This is a genomic window from Rhodospirillaceae bacterium, assembly GCA_018660465.1.
Taxonomy (GTDB): domain Bacteria; phylum Pseudomonadota; class Alphaproteobacteria; order Rhodospirillales; family JABJKH01; genus JABJKH01.
Genome location: JABJKH010000119.1, coordinates 36,414 through 50,066, shown reverse-complemented (window position 1 = coordinate 50,066; position 13,653 = coordinate 36,414). Strand labels below are relative to the sequence as shown.

Below are 13,653 nucleotides of genomic sequence, written 5' to 3'. Positions count from 1 at the left end.
CCCGGAAGATGCGGCCAAAGTTCATGCCTATAAATTACAGAATATCCATATAAAGGCACTTTACGATAATACTTCAGAAGCGATTGTCCCCCTTCCCATTGAGGCAGAGCTATCTGAAACAAATTCTACATTTGTGGCCCCATCCTGGATGAAAATTGCAGCCGCACTTGTCTTGCTCATTGGTGGTGGGGTTTCTGGCTGGGGGCTGCACAGCGCGCAATCTGAACAACAAGTGTCTGAACAAAAATTCGTTAAGCAAGCCTTGGATGCCCATGTTGTTTTTGTATCCGGCGATAGCAGTGTGAAAGAATTGGCGATTGCAAGTGGCGGAAAGCCCAGCGGCATTTATTCACGTCATCTAAATTATGCGCTACGAGTGCCGAATATCGCCGGGGCCGGGTTTAAGTTAACTGGCGGGCGACTGCTGACAAACAACGGCGTATCTGCCGCACAATTCATGTACAAGGATGCCGCACACCGCATGGTCACACTTTATGTGCAAAGCGGGTTTAGTAAAGAGGACATGACCTTCCGCTTGGTGGCTGAAAACGACATGGTGGCTTTCTACTGGACCGATGGACCGCTGGGGTATGCGCTTACAGGGTCAATGAAGCGGGGCGACCTACTGGACTTGGCTAGAATGGTTTACGAAAAGCTCCGCCGGTAAGGACCATCGGGTCGTTTCTCAGTTCAGATACAAAATACCACCAAGCACCCAAAGCGCAATGAAAACGGTTTCCAACATCACAACCACCACAGGCTGGTAGCCAATGGTCATCATTGCTTTCAGGGCAGTCTTGATGCCGAGAGCTGCAATTGCGGTGACCAGGCACCAACGGGATAAGTCGACGATGAAGCTATGAATGGTGGGCGGTACCACGCCGCTGCTGTTGAGCGCTACCAGTGCACAAAAGCCAAGAACGAAGAGGGGGAGGGGGGCGCGGCCCGCGCTTTTGTTATCGCTGCGGAATATGACTGAAAGCACCAAAACGACGGGAACCAGCATTGAAACCCGAAACAGTTTTGTGACCGTCGCGATGTCGCCTGATTGTTCGGATATGGTGTAGCCAGCCCCGACCACCTGGGCCACATCATGAATGGTGCCGCCGAGGAAAATACCGGAAATCCGATCTTCCAATCCCATTAGTCCAGCAATCAAAGGATAGATCACCATAGCGACAGTGCTGAAAGTTGTGACCGCGATGACGGTAAAGATTGTGTCCCGCTCGCCGTGTTCAGACTTCGGCAAGATGGCGGCAATTGCCAAGGCGGCTGAGGCGCCACAGATGGCGACGGCACCGCCGGTCAATGTCCCAAAGCGTGCACCCCGGCCCATAAGTTTCGATGCGCCAATCCCAAACAGAATGGTCAGGATCACACCACCCGCCAGTAACGCGACCGTATCCAACCCCAGTCCCAAGACCTGATCAATGGTAATGCGCAGGCCCAACAGTGCGACGCCGAACCGCAGCAACGTCGTCGCGGAAAACTGGATGCCGGTGACGCAGGGGCCTTCTTCCGACAAGAAATTGAAGGCCATACCCAGCAGCAAGGCAAACAGCATCTGAGGTGCGCCGTAATGTTGTGACAAAAGCTGAGCCGCGGCCGCGACAGTGACACATATTAAAATGCCCGGGCCCCGTTCCCGCCAGCCATTGCTGAATTCTTGGAAGCGGGTATCAAGGGTTAGGGGCGGTGCATCAGACATGGCAAACTCCGCTGTTGGTTTATTTACAAGGAACCAGCATCATTACATTAGAAAATATTAATATACAAGATCAGCGATTATGTTTTGGTCGAAGGGTCTGCTCGATTGCCTGAAAACTCACAAACGGATTAAACCCGAATAGCGTTTAAAGTTTCATCGCGGGATTAAATTCGTTGATCCTTAGTTCTTCTATTTAGGCGATGAGGTTTGATATTGAGGCGCGGTTAAACTGCCTAAATCATATAGGGATAGAAATTTGTTGTAGGTCCCATCCTTGCTGCTGTTGCGCAATGCAGAGCGGAGCTTTTTTACAGTTGTCTGATCGACATCTTTGGAAACCGCTAAGTAGATGTCCAGTGATAGAATTGCCGGACCTTTTTCCAAATGTTTGACAGTTAAGCCTTGTTCTTTAAATGCGTGAAGGGTGCTGAACCAGCCTCCGAATATAGCGCTCACTCTATCTTTTTTAAGCAGGCTGGCGCATGTTCTTATCTTGGTAACCTCATAGATATTTTTAAATCCATTCTTTTTTAAGAACTTAAGCATCGGAGTCGCACCGACGACGCAAACCGTTTGTATTGCCCTGGCTTTTTCCATTCCCAGAGGGGGGGAATGATTGGTGATAAACACAATTTCGGCTTTAAAGAGCGGATGTACCCATTGAAATTTATTTTCTCTTTGTGGCGTCCGAGCCAGTGCCATATGGGCCATTCGGGGACCTTCTAGGACGGTTTGATACGCCCTTTTCCAAGGGAAAATTTCGAATTTATGCTCTATTCCGGACTTTAATGCCGCTTCACGTATCAAATCAGGAATAAATCCAGAAACCGTTTCTTTATTGACGATGATGAAGGGAGGAAATGGGCTCACGACCAAAGTTAGAATATTTTTGGGTTGTGCCGTCGCTGATCCATCAACGAGAAGGCCGATTAGCAGTGCAACAATAAAATTGATTGATCTCAAAACAGCTCTCCATAAAGAACTCGGCTAGATTGGGGCGTAATGTAAAATTTAGAACTGTACTATAGAGTTTAGCAAGTTGACTTGCGAGTTCGCCTATCCTCTTGGCGGTGCAAATACGGTCATTTCGCTGGCGACGCCTTTTACCTGTTGGGCGCCTAATTTCTCCCATTGTAACGGTAGTAAATCGGCGAAGGCTTCAGAAACTAGAATACGGCGGTCTAGGTCCTTAGTCAGGTTTTCAAGCCGAGCGACCTCGTTGGCAGCAGGGCCAACAACGGAAAATTCAACCCGCTCCGGCACACCAATGTTACCAAACATCAGGTCTCCCGAATGCAGACCTAGCCCGAAGTCGAGGGCTTCTTCGCCGCTTTCTGTGCGGGTTGCGTTGACTTCGGCGAGACGTCTTTCGGCATCGCGAGCTGCGGCTAAGGCGACACGGGCAGCACGGGTGTGACCATCGACGCCGTCGACGTGGAATATCGCCAGCACCGCATCACCAATAAACCGGAGGACTTCGCCGCCGTGGTCCAAAACGGCTCCAGCTGTGCATTGGAAATAAGTATTCAAGACCTGTAGGAAGTCATCGCCCGCCAATCGATCAGCGAGCGGTGTTGATTGGCGGAGGTCACTAAACCAAATAACCGCCGGAATAACTTCTCCATCGCCGAGCTTGATCTGTCCATCGAGCACCCGCCGTCCTGCATCGGAACCGAGATAAGCCGAGACAACATTGATAGCTGTCCGCTCGCGCTTATCCAGCTTGGCGACGACGCCGAACCGAGAGCCAAGCCAGCGAAGGACATTGATCTGGTCATCACTAAACCCATCTGGGTGATCGCTGGTCCAGGACAAGATGCAGCCGTCCTGGCGCAATCGTGCTTGTCGGGCTTCGCTAAACATGACGAGTTGAGCATAGTAATCGGTGGCGCCTCGTTCTTTAAAACTGACGAGCAGGGGGAATTCTTGCCAATCACCATCGGCGCTAAGTCGGTAGCGGACGTCGGGTTTCCTCGACTGCAACAGCCTAGATAAAGGGCTTTGCTTCCAGTCCTCACCATTATCATCTTCAGATCGAATTCGGGTAACCTCTGCCTTGCCGTCGCGTTCCCAGGTGGCGGTTGCGGCAACAAATAAGGGGTGTAGGGCGCGGGTCGCAAGGTGCCCCCGCATCAAGGGGATTCCCGCTTCATGGAGGCGACGGCAGAAGATGAGGAACTGTGCCTCAAGATCAATTTCACCCAGCGCGCCCTCAATCAGCCAATCACTGATCGCCAGAAATCCTTGGTCGTGGCGTCCCACACTTTCAGACTCTTGCTCCGACATTTTATTCTCCGGTAAAAAGTCCGCTTTAAACCGCTGTCAGTCCGCCATCGATGACCAGCATTTGTCCGGTGACGGAGGCATTGTCTGGGTCGGCGAAATAAAGTGTGGCGGCGGCGATTTCGGAGGCTTCGACAAAGCGGCCGGTGGGAATGCGTCCAAGCATGCTCGCGCGGTTCTTCGGGTCACTTAAGGATTCCATTCTGGACTCTGTCATCACGGTTGCCGGGGAAACCGTATTAACGCGGATGTTTTTATCTGCCCATTCGATGGCCAGCATGCGCGACATCTGGATCATGCCGCCCTTGGCGGTGCCGTAAACTGTTCGGAGGGGCCATCCGACAATGCCGTGGGTAGATGCGATGTTAATGACCGATCCAGCACGCTCCGTATTTATGCAATGCTCAGCAAATCGGCAGGTCAGAAAATAAGTCCCCTTCAAGGTCGCATCGACAACCCTGTCCCACTCTTGCCATGTAACCTCAATCGCCGGCTTAATCAGCGGGGTGGCCCCATTGTTGACGAGAACATCAATGCCGCCCAGCTCATCCGTTGCCGTTTTAATCGCGCGGTTAACGCTGTCTTCTGAGGCGAGTTCAAGTTCGATGGCGACGGTCTTCACGTTGGCGAAGTCGTCATGGCTGAGTACGCTCTCCAACTTCCCTGCATCGCGGCTGGTCAGGGCGACATCGTAGCCCTCCTGTGCCAGAGCGCGCGAAATTTCAAGGCCGAGCCCTGCTGATGCTCCCGTTATTAACGCCTTTTTATGTGTGGTGTCAGTCATGGTTTAGTCCTGCTGTGCCAGATACCAGTCCAGAATCTCAGCCCCCGTCATGAATACCACGCCGGGCTTGCTTGAGAGTTCTTCAAAAATTTTGCGGAAGTAGGGAATACGATGCGGCACGCCGTGGATATAGGGATGGACCGCCACACACATCACCCGCACGTTGCTTTCGCCCTCGCGGTAGAGTGTATTGAAGTAATCCATCGTCCGGTCATAAAGGATGGTGGAGACATGGGCTTGGGACAGCATAATCGGGATGTCATTAAGTTCCGTCGTGTAGGGCACGGAATAAAGCGGCCCGTTGTCAGTGTTCACCAAACAGGGCTGATCATCCAAAATCCAATCGGCGGTGTACTCGAACCCACCTTCTACTAGTAGTTCAGGTGTCTTTTCCGTCTGGGTCAGGCCAGGGCCCATCCATCCGCGCGGTTTGTAGCCACAGAAAGCTTTTAGGTGTTCGCTGGTCTTTTGGATGGCTTCGAGTTCATCATCGAGTTGGAACATCGGTTTCTGCACAAAACTATGGCCCATGAATTCCCAGCCGAGTTTTAGGGCTTCTTCACTGACCCTGGGATAAACATCGACGACGGTGCCATTCATCGAAACAGTCGGTGTGATGTTGAATTCGTTCAGCACCTCCATCATCCGCCAAATGCCAACCCGCATACCGTATTCGTACCAGCACCAGTTCGGGATATCCGGCACATGCTGGCCTTCCCCCGGAGGCGTCAGGATCCGCCGTGGCAAGGGCTCCGTCGGCACCCATTCTTCCAAATTAACAACAGGCCAAACAATTACCCGCCCGCCATCAGGAAGTTTCAACGGTTTACGGTCAACAATGGCGGAATAGGGAATGCGGTCGTAGATATCCATGGGAGGCTCCTTGGGAACAATAATTTTGATTTCGGCGAGTGTACGAGATTTTTCTTGAGCGATCAAAGTTGGCTTAGGTCAAGGCGGAATGGTGGCGTTGGGTCTATAATGTTTCGAATTTTAGAAGGTCACTGAAAGGTGGATCATCATGTTTGAAAATCCTTCGCTTTTCACGCGGATTGCCATCGGCAAGGGGATTGGACTGATCTTCGGACTTATCGGATTTATCATGGTGCCTTACTATCTGCCGGATGGGGGCGACTTTCTTCGGTGGGGCATATTACTGTGGTATCCGACAGTAGGCGCCATCATTGGTGTTTTCGGCGTCGTAACACGCCATCCCATCCTTAATTTGCCACTGCCGTGGTGGGTTCGTGCGCCGTTTGTCGGGACATGGATGAATTTTGTGCTCACGTTCTTCGCCTATGACGCGATGAAGGCCATGATGGAGAGTGTGTTTGGTCTGAATGGGCTTCTGCAATCGCCCTTCTGGTTCAGTTTGGAAGGGGCTGTTCTCGGCCTGATTATTGGCTACTTCGCCACACGCTTTGGCGGTGAGGGGAAGGCGACCGTAGACGGCGACAGCATGTTAACTGCTTAGCCGTTAATTCTGACGACCATCTCGCCGGTGCCGTTAAAGATCACTCTCATCACGTTGCCAGAATTAACCTGGCTGACGCTGTTGCTGATTCGACAGCGTCGGTAAATCGATTGGCCATCAATACGTTTCCATTTTCCAAACTTCGGGACCTTCATTCAATCTTTCGTTACAGGCTTGATCCTGGCCACAAAGAAGTCCAAACTTTATCGAAATAACGCGCACAGGGCTTGGCGCGATTTCTAAAAATTTGGGTTTAATCTTGTCAAAGGGTCAGGAGAGAACGTCATGGTTGCTTTTAATATTAACGGCAAGCGGGCAACGGTGTCGGCTGAGGGGGATACACCGCTGCTGTGGGCGATCCGCGAACATTTGCAACTTACCGGAACAAAGTTCGGGTGCGGGGCTGGGCTCTGCGGAGCCTGCACTGTTCACGTTAACGGTAAGGCGGTGCGGTCGTGTCAGACGGCGCTCTCCGATGTTGATGGGGCGGAAGTCACAACCATCGAAGGCCTGTCGATGGGTAAAAGCCACGCCCTTCAAAAGGCTTGGATCGCTGAGCAAGTGCCGCAATGTGGGTACTGCCAGTCAGGTCAGATCATGAAGGCAGCTGAGTTGTTAAAAGCCACTCCCGACCCGACCCGGGATCAAATCGTTTCTCACATGAACGGCAACATCTGCCGGTGTGGAACCTACACCCGGATCATTGCCGCCATCCAGCGCGCAGCGAAGGAGGGCTAAGCCATGACATATCTCAGTGCAAAAAAGATCAAGGTTTCACGGCGCGGATTTATAGCAGGCAGTGCCGGACTGACATTCGCCGTTGCGGTCAGCCCCAAAGGGGCGTCATTGATCGGAGCGGCGGAAGCACGAACGTCGGAGCGCAATGTCGGCGCGTGGGTTCGGATTACGCCGGACAACAAGGTCACCATCATCACACCCGCCGCCGAAATGGGGCAGGGGTCTATGACCGGGGTTCCCACCGTGTTGGCTGAAGAACTGGATGCGGATTGGGACAAGGTGACATTAGAGATGGCACCAGCAGAGCCCAAAGTTTACGGCTATACCATGACGCGCCGGGGCCGGTCGCGGAAACTCATGGGCATCTTCGGCAGTCACGCGATTGCATATTATTATAACGACATGCGCATTGCCGGTGCTCAGGTGCGGAAGGTATTGATCGCGGCGGCAGCTAAAAAATGGGGTGTGTCCAAAGCCAGCCTGACGACGGAGCCGGGCCGCGTTGTTCATAAATCCACAGGCCGGAAAATGACCTATGGTGAAATCTCTGCTTTTGCAGATGTACCCGCGAAAATGCCAGCGGTGGCTAAATCTGAGCTTAAAAAGAAAAGCCAATTCCGACTGATCGGAAAGTCAGTCCCTCGGCGCGATATTCCAGAAAAAGTGGATGGCTCGGCCAAGTTCGCCATCGATGTTCACCTACCGGGACTGGTCTATGCAGGGACCTTGCATGCCCCGGTGCAGCAAGCCAGCCCGCAAAGCTGGAATGATGCGAAGATCAAAGCCATGCGCGGTGTGGTCGATGTCGTTCCTGTGAGCCATGGCGTTGCCGTGGTCGCAGATACGTTCGAGCATGTGCTGGCAGCCAAAGCCGAGCTAAAAGTGGAGTGGGCGAAGGATGCCATGGCCGAAGGCTATGATTCAGAAGCTTCGTTGGAAGACACCTATGCGAAGGTGGCAGGCAGTTCATCCGCCCCGTCCAAGACGGTGAAGGAGAAAGGCGACGTCGGTGCTGCTTTCTCCAAGACCAAAGGTGGCAAAATTTTCCGGCGGGAATTTAGGTCTGACTACGGCTACCACGCGCAGATGGAACCGCTGAACGCCGTGGCGCGATTTAATGCGGCAGGCGACGGTGTTGAAGTATGGGAGGGGACACAAGCCCCCGGCATTTCGCGGCGTTATATTGCCCGCGCACTTGGGTTGGAAACGTCTCAGGTGGATCATCATCAAATGTATCTGGGTGGTGGGTTCGGTCGGCGTTCAATCTCCGACTACACGGTCGAGGCTGCTGTTGTTGCACGTCAGGTGAAACGTCCGGTGAAGATGATCTGGACCCGGGAAGACGACATCGCCTATGGCATGTTTCGTCCGCAAACTTATCAGTGTGTTGAGGCGGCGTTGGATGCCAGCGGCAAGATCGCCGGGTGGAAGCACTGCGTCGTTGGGGATGGTCCTAGGCTGACAGTCTCGGGCATTAAGCTGGATCGGTACTACGGTATTCCCAATCAGTTGATAGAACGTCGCGGCCAATCCCATGGCATCCGCTTGAAGCATTGGCGGGCGGTGGCGCACCCGTTCAATATTTTCGCCATCGAAAGCGTCGTCGACGAGATGGCGGAAAGCGAAGGACTGGACCCGCTGGAATTCCGCCGTCAACGCATGGCGATGAACGCCAAGGCCAAGCGCGTCTTCGACAAAGTGGCGGAGATGTCAAAATGGGGCGACAAGCGACCCAAAGACCGTGCCGTGGGGCTTTCGGTCAGTGAACGCTCAGGCTCCTTGGGTGCTGGCGTTGTCGAGATATCGCTCGATGAAAAGACTGGAAAAATTCGCGTGCATAAAGTCTGGGCGGCGATTGACGGCGGGACCGTTGTGCAGCCTGAAATGGCGCGGCGCAATATTGAAAGCGGCATGATCTACGGGATATCAAGCATCCTTAAAGAACGCGTGACGATTAAAAACGGCGTGGTCGAACAGTCAAATTTCCATGACTACGAAGTCCTGCGAATGTCGGAAGCCCCGGAAGAACTCCACGTTGAATTCATTGATCGGTCAACCAAACCCACGGGCCTTGGAGAAATCGGCAATCCCTTTATCGGAGCCGCCATCGCCAATGCCTTCCACAAACTAACCGGCAAGCGGTTAACTCACATGCCGTTTACGCCGGAGCGAGTGCTGAAGGTCTTGAAGGGGTAGGGGGAATTGAGGGCGCTATTCTTTAACCCAAAGCGTCGGTAAATCGATGATCTTTGAGATGTCTCTCAGGTTGTTTAAAACTGAAACGCCGAGAACTGTGCCTCCGATCATCAACACGTTGCCATTATCCGACAATACATCACGGGCCAGGGTTGATCCCGGCTTGACCATCTCGAGCGGAATTTCGTGAGCTCTGGCAGGGGGGGGAGCGGAGGCCCGCAGCCGACTTTCGATGACAGCACCGCTTTTAATGTTTGGAATGTGCACGGCTTGATAAGCGTCGGGGCTGCGTAAGCGTACCGGGTCCGCAATGACCCGTGCCACGCGATCTTTAATTTCACCGAGACTTACGGCTTTGTCTACGAATGCATTGCAATCCAATGACATCGCCGTCCCTAAGACCGATTCATCATTTGATCCAGTTAAGACAACGACCGGATAATCACGACGGGTACTGAGACCCGTTCGAACCGATTTTAGAAACTGTAGGCCGTTCATCGGTTCCATCATGATATCGAGGACGATCAAATCAGGGGACACTTCAACGAGTTTCTTGAGGCCGTCACTGCCATCTGTTGCCTCAGTGATTTTAGTCACGCCGATCATCTCTAGGACCCGGCGCACCATATCGCGCATGAACTTGTCATCCTCGACGACAAGCACATGCATATCGGAATATTTGGTTGGGGTATTCATGAATTCACCATACTAGCCACCATAGGCCTTGCCGTCTGTGCCAATGCGAATGGCCTTGTGAAATTTACGATGGTTATCGCTACCACTGGGAGCCAACATTTGCCAGACGATGGTTCCATCCGGCGCGATTTCAATTAGTTTATTACCTGCCGAACCAAGCGTATTGCCATTGGGAAGGCGATTGGCTTCACGGTTGGTGCGCAACTCGCTATTGCCGTCAGGGTGCTTCCAACTCCACACGATTTCTTGAGTCTCAAGGTTGAATTCAACGAAGCGGTTCGGCCGTCGCAATGCCAAGAGCATGTTACCGTTTTTGAGAATCTCAGGTTCGTGGTTGCGCTGCCCCTTTATCTCGCCGCGGGTCTTGAGTCCTGATCGGCGGTCTTTCCCTCTAAACGTCCAACTCCGTACCACACGTCCATTTTGGCCAACTTCGGCGACGGTGTTGAAGTTGCGCATGCTGACCAGGGTGTTGCCATTGGCCAGACGCGAGACTGAATTCACATGCATCCAGCCATGGACATCGATATCTTCAAACGGTTCGCGGTCGTAGTCGGCGAGTCCTGTCCAAGCCCAAACAATTTTGCCTTCGGGATCAATCTCCCGCACCACGTCGTCGCCCTTATCCTGCCAGCCGCGATTATATAGCGTGTTGCCATTGGGGAGACGGTCCGCATCGTGGGACGCGCCGGAATCTTCATGCCCCCACACGACCCTACCATCACGCCTGATTTCATAAATTCCAGAGTCTCGGACGGTGATCAGAACATTTCCGTTCGCGAGCTTGGCGGCGTCCAGAATATCGCCGCTCATGGACCGAGGCGGCGTGAACTTCCATAAGACCGTGCCGTCAAAATCAACCTCGACCACCTTGGGCTCACTGGGATCAGACATATCAGCCAGCAAGGTCGTGCCGGCAAAAACCCGACTTTGTTCCAGGTGAGTGATTTTGTAGTCCGCAGCAAACGCAGCTATGGCGCTCAGGAAAATGGTGGGGCATATTATGGCAATTAGGATGATGCGACTCATTGACCTCTCCCTACACCGGCTACTCTTTACGACATGCAAAGGGCCAAATGAACTTGCTTCCCGGTTTGGATATTTCGCCCGACTTGGTCTTGTAAACGATCTTCACTTTCTTTTGGTCATCGGGCAATTTTCGAAGCTTGGCGGGGTGCAAGGGCATTCCTCCCCGAAAAAGGGCGACAGCATCCGTAAAATGAAGCTTCTGTGGGAAAATGAAATTCCTGGACACCGCGTATTCGGGAGACGTGGAATAGTAGACCGTCAAATGTAAGTGCGGGTCGCGGTGCCTGCTGGGAACCCCGCTTGCGCCATTGGGACCCAGGTAGTCACCCATGCGCACGCGGTCACCGACCTTCAACGTCGGCAATTTAAAAAAATGCGAATATAGTGTGTAGACCCATACGGGCAGACCTGTTTCCTCCGGCGTGTGCCGAAGAACTAACTGTAATCCCCGGTGACCCTTCTCCCCAAGGAACTTCGCGACGACCTGTCCGTCAGCCATGGCGTAGATCGGATCGTCCCAGCCAGCGGGAATATCAGAACCGGTATGGATGCGGTCGGGGACGGGCCCCTGCCATTCCTCGCCATATATATGGTCAATTTTGGGACATTTTAAACCTTCCGGGTAAATCGGCTCCAATGTACTTTCAAGCAGCCCTCTTTCTTGTGACTCGGGGTTACTAAGGCGGGCCCTAAAGGCAACCATAGAGGTCTCGTCGATGTCGCTTCTTTGGATTTCTCCTTCAAGTTTTGGTCCCTCGCCTCTATCGGCTCTTGGACTCCCGCCAGGGCCGCCGCCACCGGCAAAAAAGTTTTTGAACTCGCTCTTCGTCAGGTAACCATCGCCGTCGGCATCAATTTTCTTAAAGGCTTCCGTTGACTTGGGCCATTCATCGGCAGAAATTTTATTGTCACCATCGGAGTCATTCTTTTTGAAAATGCGTTTAATTTTCTTCGGGTTGGCATTCGCCGGAGAGAACGATCCGTCACCTGCGACCAAGCCGACTGCCAGAAGGGACATAACAATGATTGAAGATACTTTGCGGAAGAAATACATGGGCATTTTCCTTCACCAAGCGGTTAGACAACCAAAAGCATTGTGATATTCAGTATCCATCTATGAGATCATATTATTTTAACACGCGACACCCTCCTTTAGATATGGCGGAAGCGAATTTAGATGCCTGATAACGCAAAAAATTTGTTAATCGACCAGCTTGTGGTGGGGCGCGAATGTGGTCGCTGTACGGCGTGCTGCAAGGAATTGGTCATCGACGAACCTGACTTTAAAAAGGACGCAGACATTTGGTGCCCGAACTGCGTTTTTGATGAAGGATGCGGAATTTACCCCGATTGGCCGGAAATCTGTAAAGACTGGTACTGCTTATGGCGCTTGGACGATGCATTTAGGGAGGGGCTGCGGCCTGACAAATGCGGTGTCTTGTTTCACCTAACGACGGAGCACATCCCCGAACGGTTCGGCAGGAAACCTGGGCTGGCGGCGAAGGCGACTGAGGACATCAAATCTTTCCAGGCTCCTGATGTTGTCCAACTCCTGGTGGCGTACTATGGCGCGGGCGTCCCTGTCTTCATTAATTTCAAAGACCGAAGTTTGCTCCTAAACGATGCCCTGAAGGATCGGCCCATCCCCGATTGGGAAGCCTTGGCGGCGGCGATTGCCGAGGTCTTTAACCAAGCGGGCGTGTGAAGGTTTTTGCTATTTCCAAACTTGGCGAGCGACTCTTAAGAAATTTTCTCCGAGTATCCCTTCAACATCGCTCTCGCTATATCCGTTCTCGAGCATCATTTCCGTGAGTTTCGGAAATTGTTCTGGCTGGACGTATTTGAAGGGGAAGTTTGGATCGTCTTTTGACAGAAGGTGTGGATTGTCCTCGTAGTACTTGTGCCGCGTCGTGAGCGAGTAGTTGTGATCCAGTCCAATACACACGTGCTCAGGGCCGACCAAGTTCGTAACATAATCAATATGTTCAAAAAATTTTTCAGTGGAATCATCTTGGGGATCTGCCATGAACCGCGCGATACCGCTGATCCCGATCACGCCGCCGGTCTTGGCGCACGCGGTAATCTGATCGTCGCGAATGTTGCGTTGATGGTCACGAAGCCCGAGCACATTGCAATGAGAAAAGATTACAGGCTCTTTGGAAACATCCATGGCTTCCATACTTGTCGTATATCCGGCATGGGTGCAATCGACCATGATGCCGACGCGGTTCATTTCTTCGATTAATCGAATGCCGTATTGGCTGAGGCCGCCGTCGGTGCGCTCAAGGCAACCATCGCCGACCGGGTTTTTGTGATTGAAGACCATCACCATGTGTCGGATGCCAAGGTTGTAATAAAGCTCAACCATGGCGAGTTCACTCATAAGCGGATTTGATCCTTGAAAATGAAATCCGACCGCGAGCTTGCCTTCTTTCTTCGCCCGGAGGATGTCGTCCACGGTCTCAACGAAGATGTAGTCCTTTGAGTTTTTGTAGCGGCGGCGTTCGCGCGCGCAATAGAGCACGGTTTCCTGCAAGGGCGTTTCATCAAGACCGACGGTCAAAGACACATAGGTGAAACCCGATGCCAAGTACCTCGGCAAGGTCTCGCCAAGTTGTTCCGCGCCCAGTGACACGATGGATTTGAGCGTCGTATTGCAGATTACCGCCCGATCATGCAGCGCCGCTGCATCATCCGATATATCCCAATCCGAATTTGACATGCTTTATATAATCTCCGGATTTA

The 13,653-nt window shown here is 52.6% G+C and carries 15 protein-coding genes; 5 read left to right on the top strand and 10 right to left on the bottom strand.

Annotated elements, in window-relative coordinates:
* A partial coding sequence (locus tag HOM51_19985; protein ID MBT5036799.1) for an anti-sigma factor occupies positions 1 to 667 on the top strand: 667 nt, incomplete at its 5' end.
* A gap of 18 nt (positions 668 to 685) precedes the next feature.
* Here the strand turns inward: HOM51_19985 and HOM51_19980 are convergent.
* From HOM51_19980 to HOM51_19960, 5 genes are all read right to left on the bottom strand, one after another.
* Positions 686 to 1,708, bottom strand: coding sequence for a putative sulfate exporter family transporter (locus HOM51_19980; protein ID MBT5036798.1), 1,023 nt, complete (start codon positions 1,706 to 1,708; stop codon positions 686 to 688).
* A gap of 189 nt (positions 1,709 to 1,897) precedes the next feature.
* The gene (locus HOM51_19975) at positions 1,898 to 2,671 is read right to left on the bottom strand and encodes a transporter substrate-binding domain-containing protein (protein ID MBT5036797.1); all 774 of its coding nucleotides are present in this window, start codon (positions 2,669 to 2,671) and stop codon (positions 1,898 to 1,900) included.
* A gap of 93 nt (positions 2,672 to 2,764) precedes the next feature.
* A complete protein-coding gene (locus tag HOM51_19970; protein MBT5036796.1) occupies positions 2,765 to 3,994 on the bottom strand; it encodes an adenylate/guanylate cyclase domain-containing protein in 1,230 nt (409 codons plus the stop codon).
* Between the two features lie 25 nt (positions 3,995 to 4,019).
* Complete coding sequence (locus HOM51_19965; protein MBT5036795.1) at positions 4,020 to 4,775, bottom strand: SDR family oxidoreductase; 756 nt, start codon at positions 4,773 to 4,775, stop codon at positions 4,020 to 4,022.
* A 3-nt stretch (positions 4,776 to 4,778) separates the two neighbouring features.
* Entirely contained in the window at positions 4,779 to 5,648 is an 870-nt protein-coding gene (locus HOM51_19960) for a polysaccharide deacetylase family protein (GenBank protein ID MBT5036794.1), read from the bottom strand.
* A gap of 148 nt (positions 5,649 to 5,796) precedes the next feature.
* Between HOM51_19960 and HOM51_19955 the strand changes: the two genes are divergently transcribed.
* Entirely contained in the window at positions 5,797 to 6,249 is a 453-nt protein-coding gene (locus HOM51_19955) for a hypothetical protein (GenBank protein MBT5036793.1), read from the top strand.
* Here HOM51_19955 and HOM51_19950 read toward each other — a convergent pair.
* Positions 6,246 to 6,404 (bottom strand): hypothetical protein, encoded by a 159-nt coding sequence (locus HOM51_19950; protein MBT5036792.1) that lies wholly within the window; start codon positions 6,402 to 6,404, stop codon positions 6,246 to 6,248. The genes HOM51_19955 and HOM51_19950 overlap by 4 nt on opposite strands.
* Positions 6,405 to 6,534: 130 nt before the next feature.
* Here HOM51_19950 and HOM51_19945 point away from each other — a divergent pair, with 130 nt between their 5' ends.
* Together HOM51_19945 and HOM51_19940 are read left to right on the top strand one after the other, a co-directional pair.
* Positions 6,535 to 6,987 (top strand): (2Fe-2S)-binding protein, encoded by a 453-nt coding sequence (locus tag HOM51_19945; GenBank protein MBT5036791.1) that lies wholly within the window; start codon positions 6,535 to 6,537, stop codon positions 6,985 to 6,987.
* Between the two features lie 3 nt (positions 6,988 to 6,990).
* Positions 6,991 to 9,183 (top strand): xanthine dehydrogenase family protein molybdopterin-binding subunit, encoded by a 2,193-nt coding sequence (locus HOM51_19940; protein MBT5036790.1) that lies wholly within the window; start codon positions 6,991 to 6,993, stop codon positions 9,181 to 9,183.
* A 15-nt stretch (positions 9,184 to 9,198) separates the two neighbouring features.
* Here HOM51_19940 and HOM51_19935 read toward each other — a convergent pair whose 3' ends face one another.
* From HOM51_19935 to HOM51_19925, 3 genes are read right to left on the bottom strand one after another with little or no spacing between them, the layout of a single operon-like run.
* Positions 9,199 to 9,879 (bottom strand): response regulator, encoded by a 681-nt coding sequence (locus HOM51_19935; GenBank protein ID MBT5036789.1) that lies wholly within the window; start codon positions 9,877 to 9,879, stop codon positions 9,199 to 9,201.
* 12 nt (positions 9,880 to 9,891) lie between these two features.
* The gene (locus HOM51_19930) at positions 9,892 to 10,908 is read right to left on the bottom strand and encodes a hypothetical protein (protein MBT5036788.1); all 1,017 of its coding nucleotides are present in this window, start codon (positions 10,906 to 10,908) and stop codon (positions 9,892 to 9,894) included.
* A gap of 19 nt (positions 10,909 to 10,927) precedes the next feature.
* Complete coding sequence (locus tag HOM51_19925) at positions 10,928 to 11,962, bottom strand: peptidoglycan DD-metalloendopeptidase family protein (GenBank protein ID MBT5036787.1); 1,035 nt, start codon at positions 11,960 to 11,962, stop codon at positions 10,928 to 10,930.
* Between the two features lie 123 nt (positions 11,963 to 12,085).
* Here HOM51_19925 and HOM51_19920 point away from each other — a divergent pair, with 123 nt between their 5' ends.
* Complete coding sequence (locus tag HOM51_19920) at positions 12,086 to 12,613, top strand: hypothetical protein (protein ID MBT5036786.1); 528 nt, start codon at positions 12,086 to 12,088, stop codon at positions 12,611 to 12,613.
* A gap of 9 nt (positions 12,614 to 12,622) precedes the next feature.
* On the opposite strand, the gene HOM51_19915 is transcribed toward HOM51_19920, so the two are convergent.
* Positions 12,623 to 13,630 carry a peptidase gene (locus tag HOM51_19915; GenBank protein ID MBT5036785.1) on the bottom strand — a complete coding sequence of 336 codons (1,008 nt, stop codon included), beginning with the start codon at positions 13,628 to 13,630 and terminating at the stop codon, positions 12,623 to 12,625.
* Positions 13,631 to 13,653: the final 23 nt, after the last annotated feature.

Coding starts and splice junctions, on each gene's coding strand:
- HOM51_19980 (MBT5036798.1), bottom strand. CDS start 1,708: ATGTCTGATGCACCGCCCCTAACCCTTGATACCCGCTTCCAAGAATTC.
- HOM51_19950 (MBT5036792.1), bottom strand. CDS start 6,404: ATGAAGGTCCCGAAGTTTGGAAAATGGAAACGTATTGATGGCCAATCG.
- HOM51_19955 (MBT5036793.1), top strand. CDS start 5,797: ATGTTTGAAAATCCTTCGCTTTTCACGCGGATTGCCATCGGCAAGGGG.
- HOM51_19915 (MBT5036785.1), bottom strand. CDS start 13,630: ATGTCAAATTCGGATTGGGATATATCGGATGATGCAGCGGCGCTGCAT.
- HOM51_19960 (MBT5036794.1), bottom strand. CDS start 5,648: ATGGATATCTACGACCGCATTCCCTATTCCGCCATTGTTGACCGTAAA.
- HOM51_19920 (MBT5036786.1), top strand. CDS start 12,086: ATGCCTGATAACGCAAAAAATTTGTTAATCGACCAGCTTGTGGTGGGG.
- HOM51_19935 (MBT5036789.1), bottom strand. CDS start 9,879: ATGAATACCCCAACCAAATATTCCGATATGCATGTGCTTGTCGTCGAG.
- HOM51_19930 (MBT5036788.1), bottom strand. CDS start 10,908: ATGAGTCGCATCATCCTAATTGCCATAATATGCCCCACCATTTTCCTG.
- HOM51_19925 (MBT5036787.1), bottom strand. CDS start 11,962: ATGTATTTCTTCCGCAAAGTATCTTCAATCATTGTTATGTCCCTTCTG.
- HOM51_19940 (MBT5036790.1), top strand. CDS start 6,991: ATGACATATCTCAGTGCAAAAAAGATCAAGGTTTCACGGCGCGGATTT.
- HOM51_19965 (MBT5036795.1), bottom strand. CDS start 4,775: ATGACTGACACCACACATAAAAAGGCGTTAATAACGGGAGCATCAGCA.
- HOM51_19945 (MBT5036791.1), top strand. CDS start 6,535: ATGGTTGCTTTTAATATTAACGGCAAGCGGGCAACGGTGTCGGCTGAG.
- HOM51_19970 (MBT5036796.1), bottom strand. CDS start 3,994: ATGTCGGAGCAAGAGTCTGAAAGTGTGGGACGCCACGACCAAGGATTT.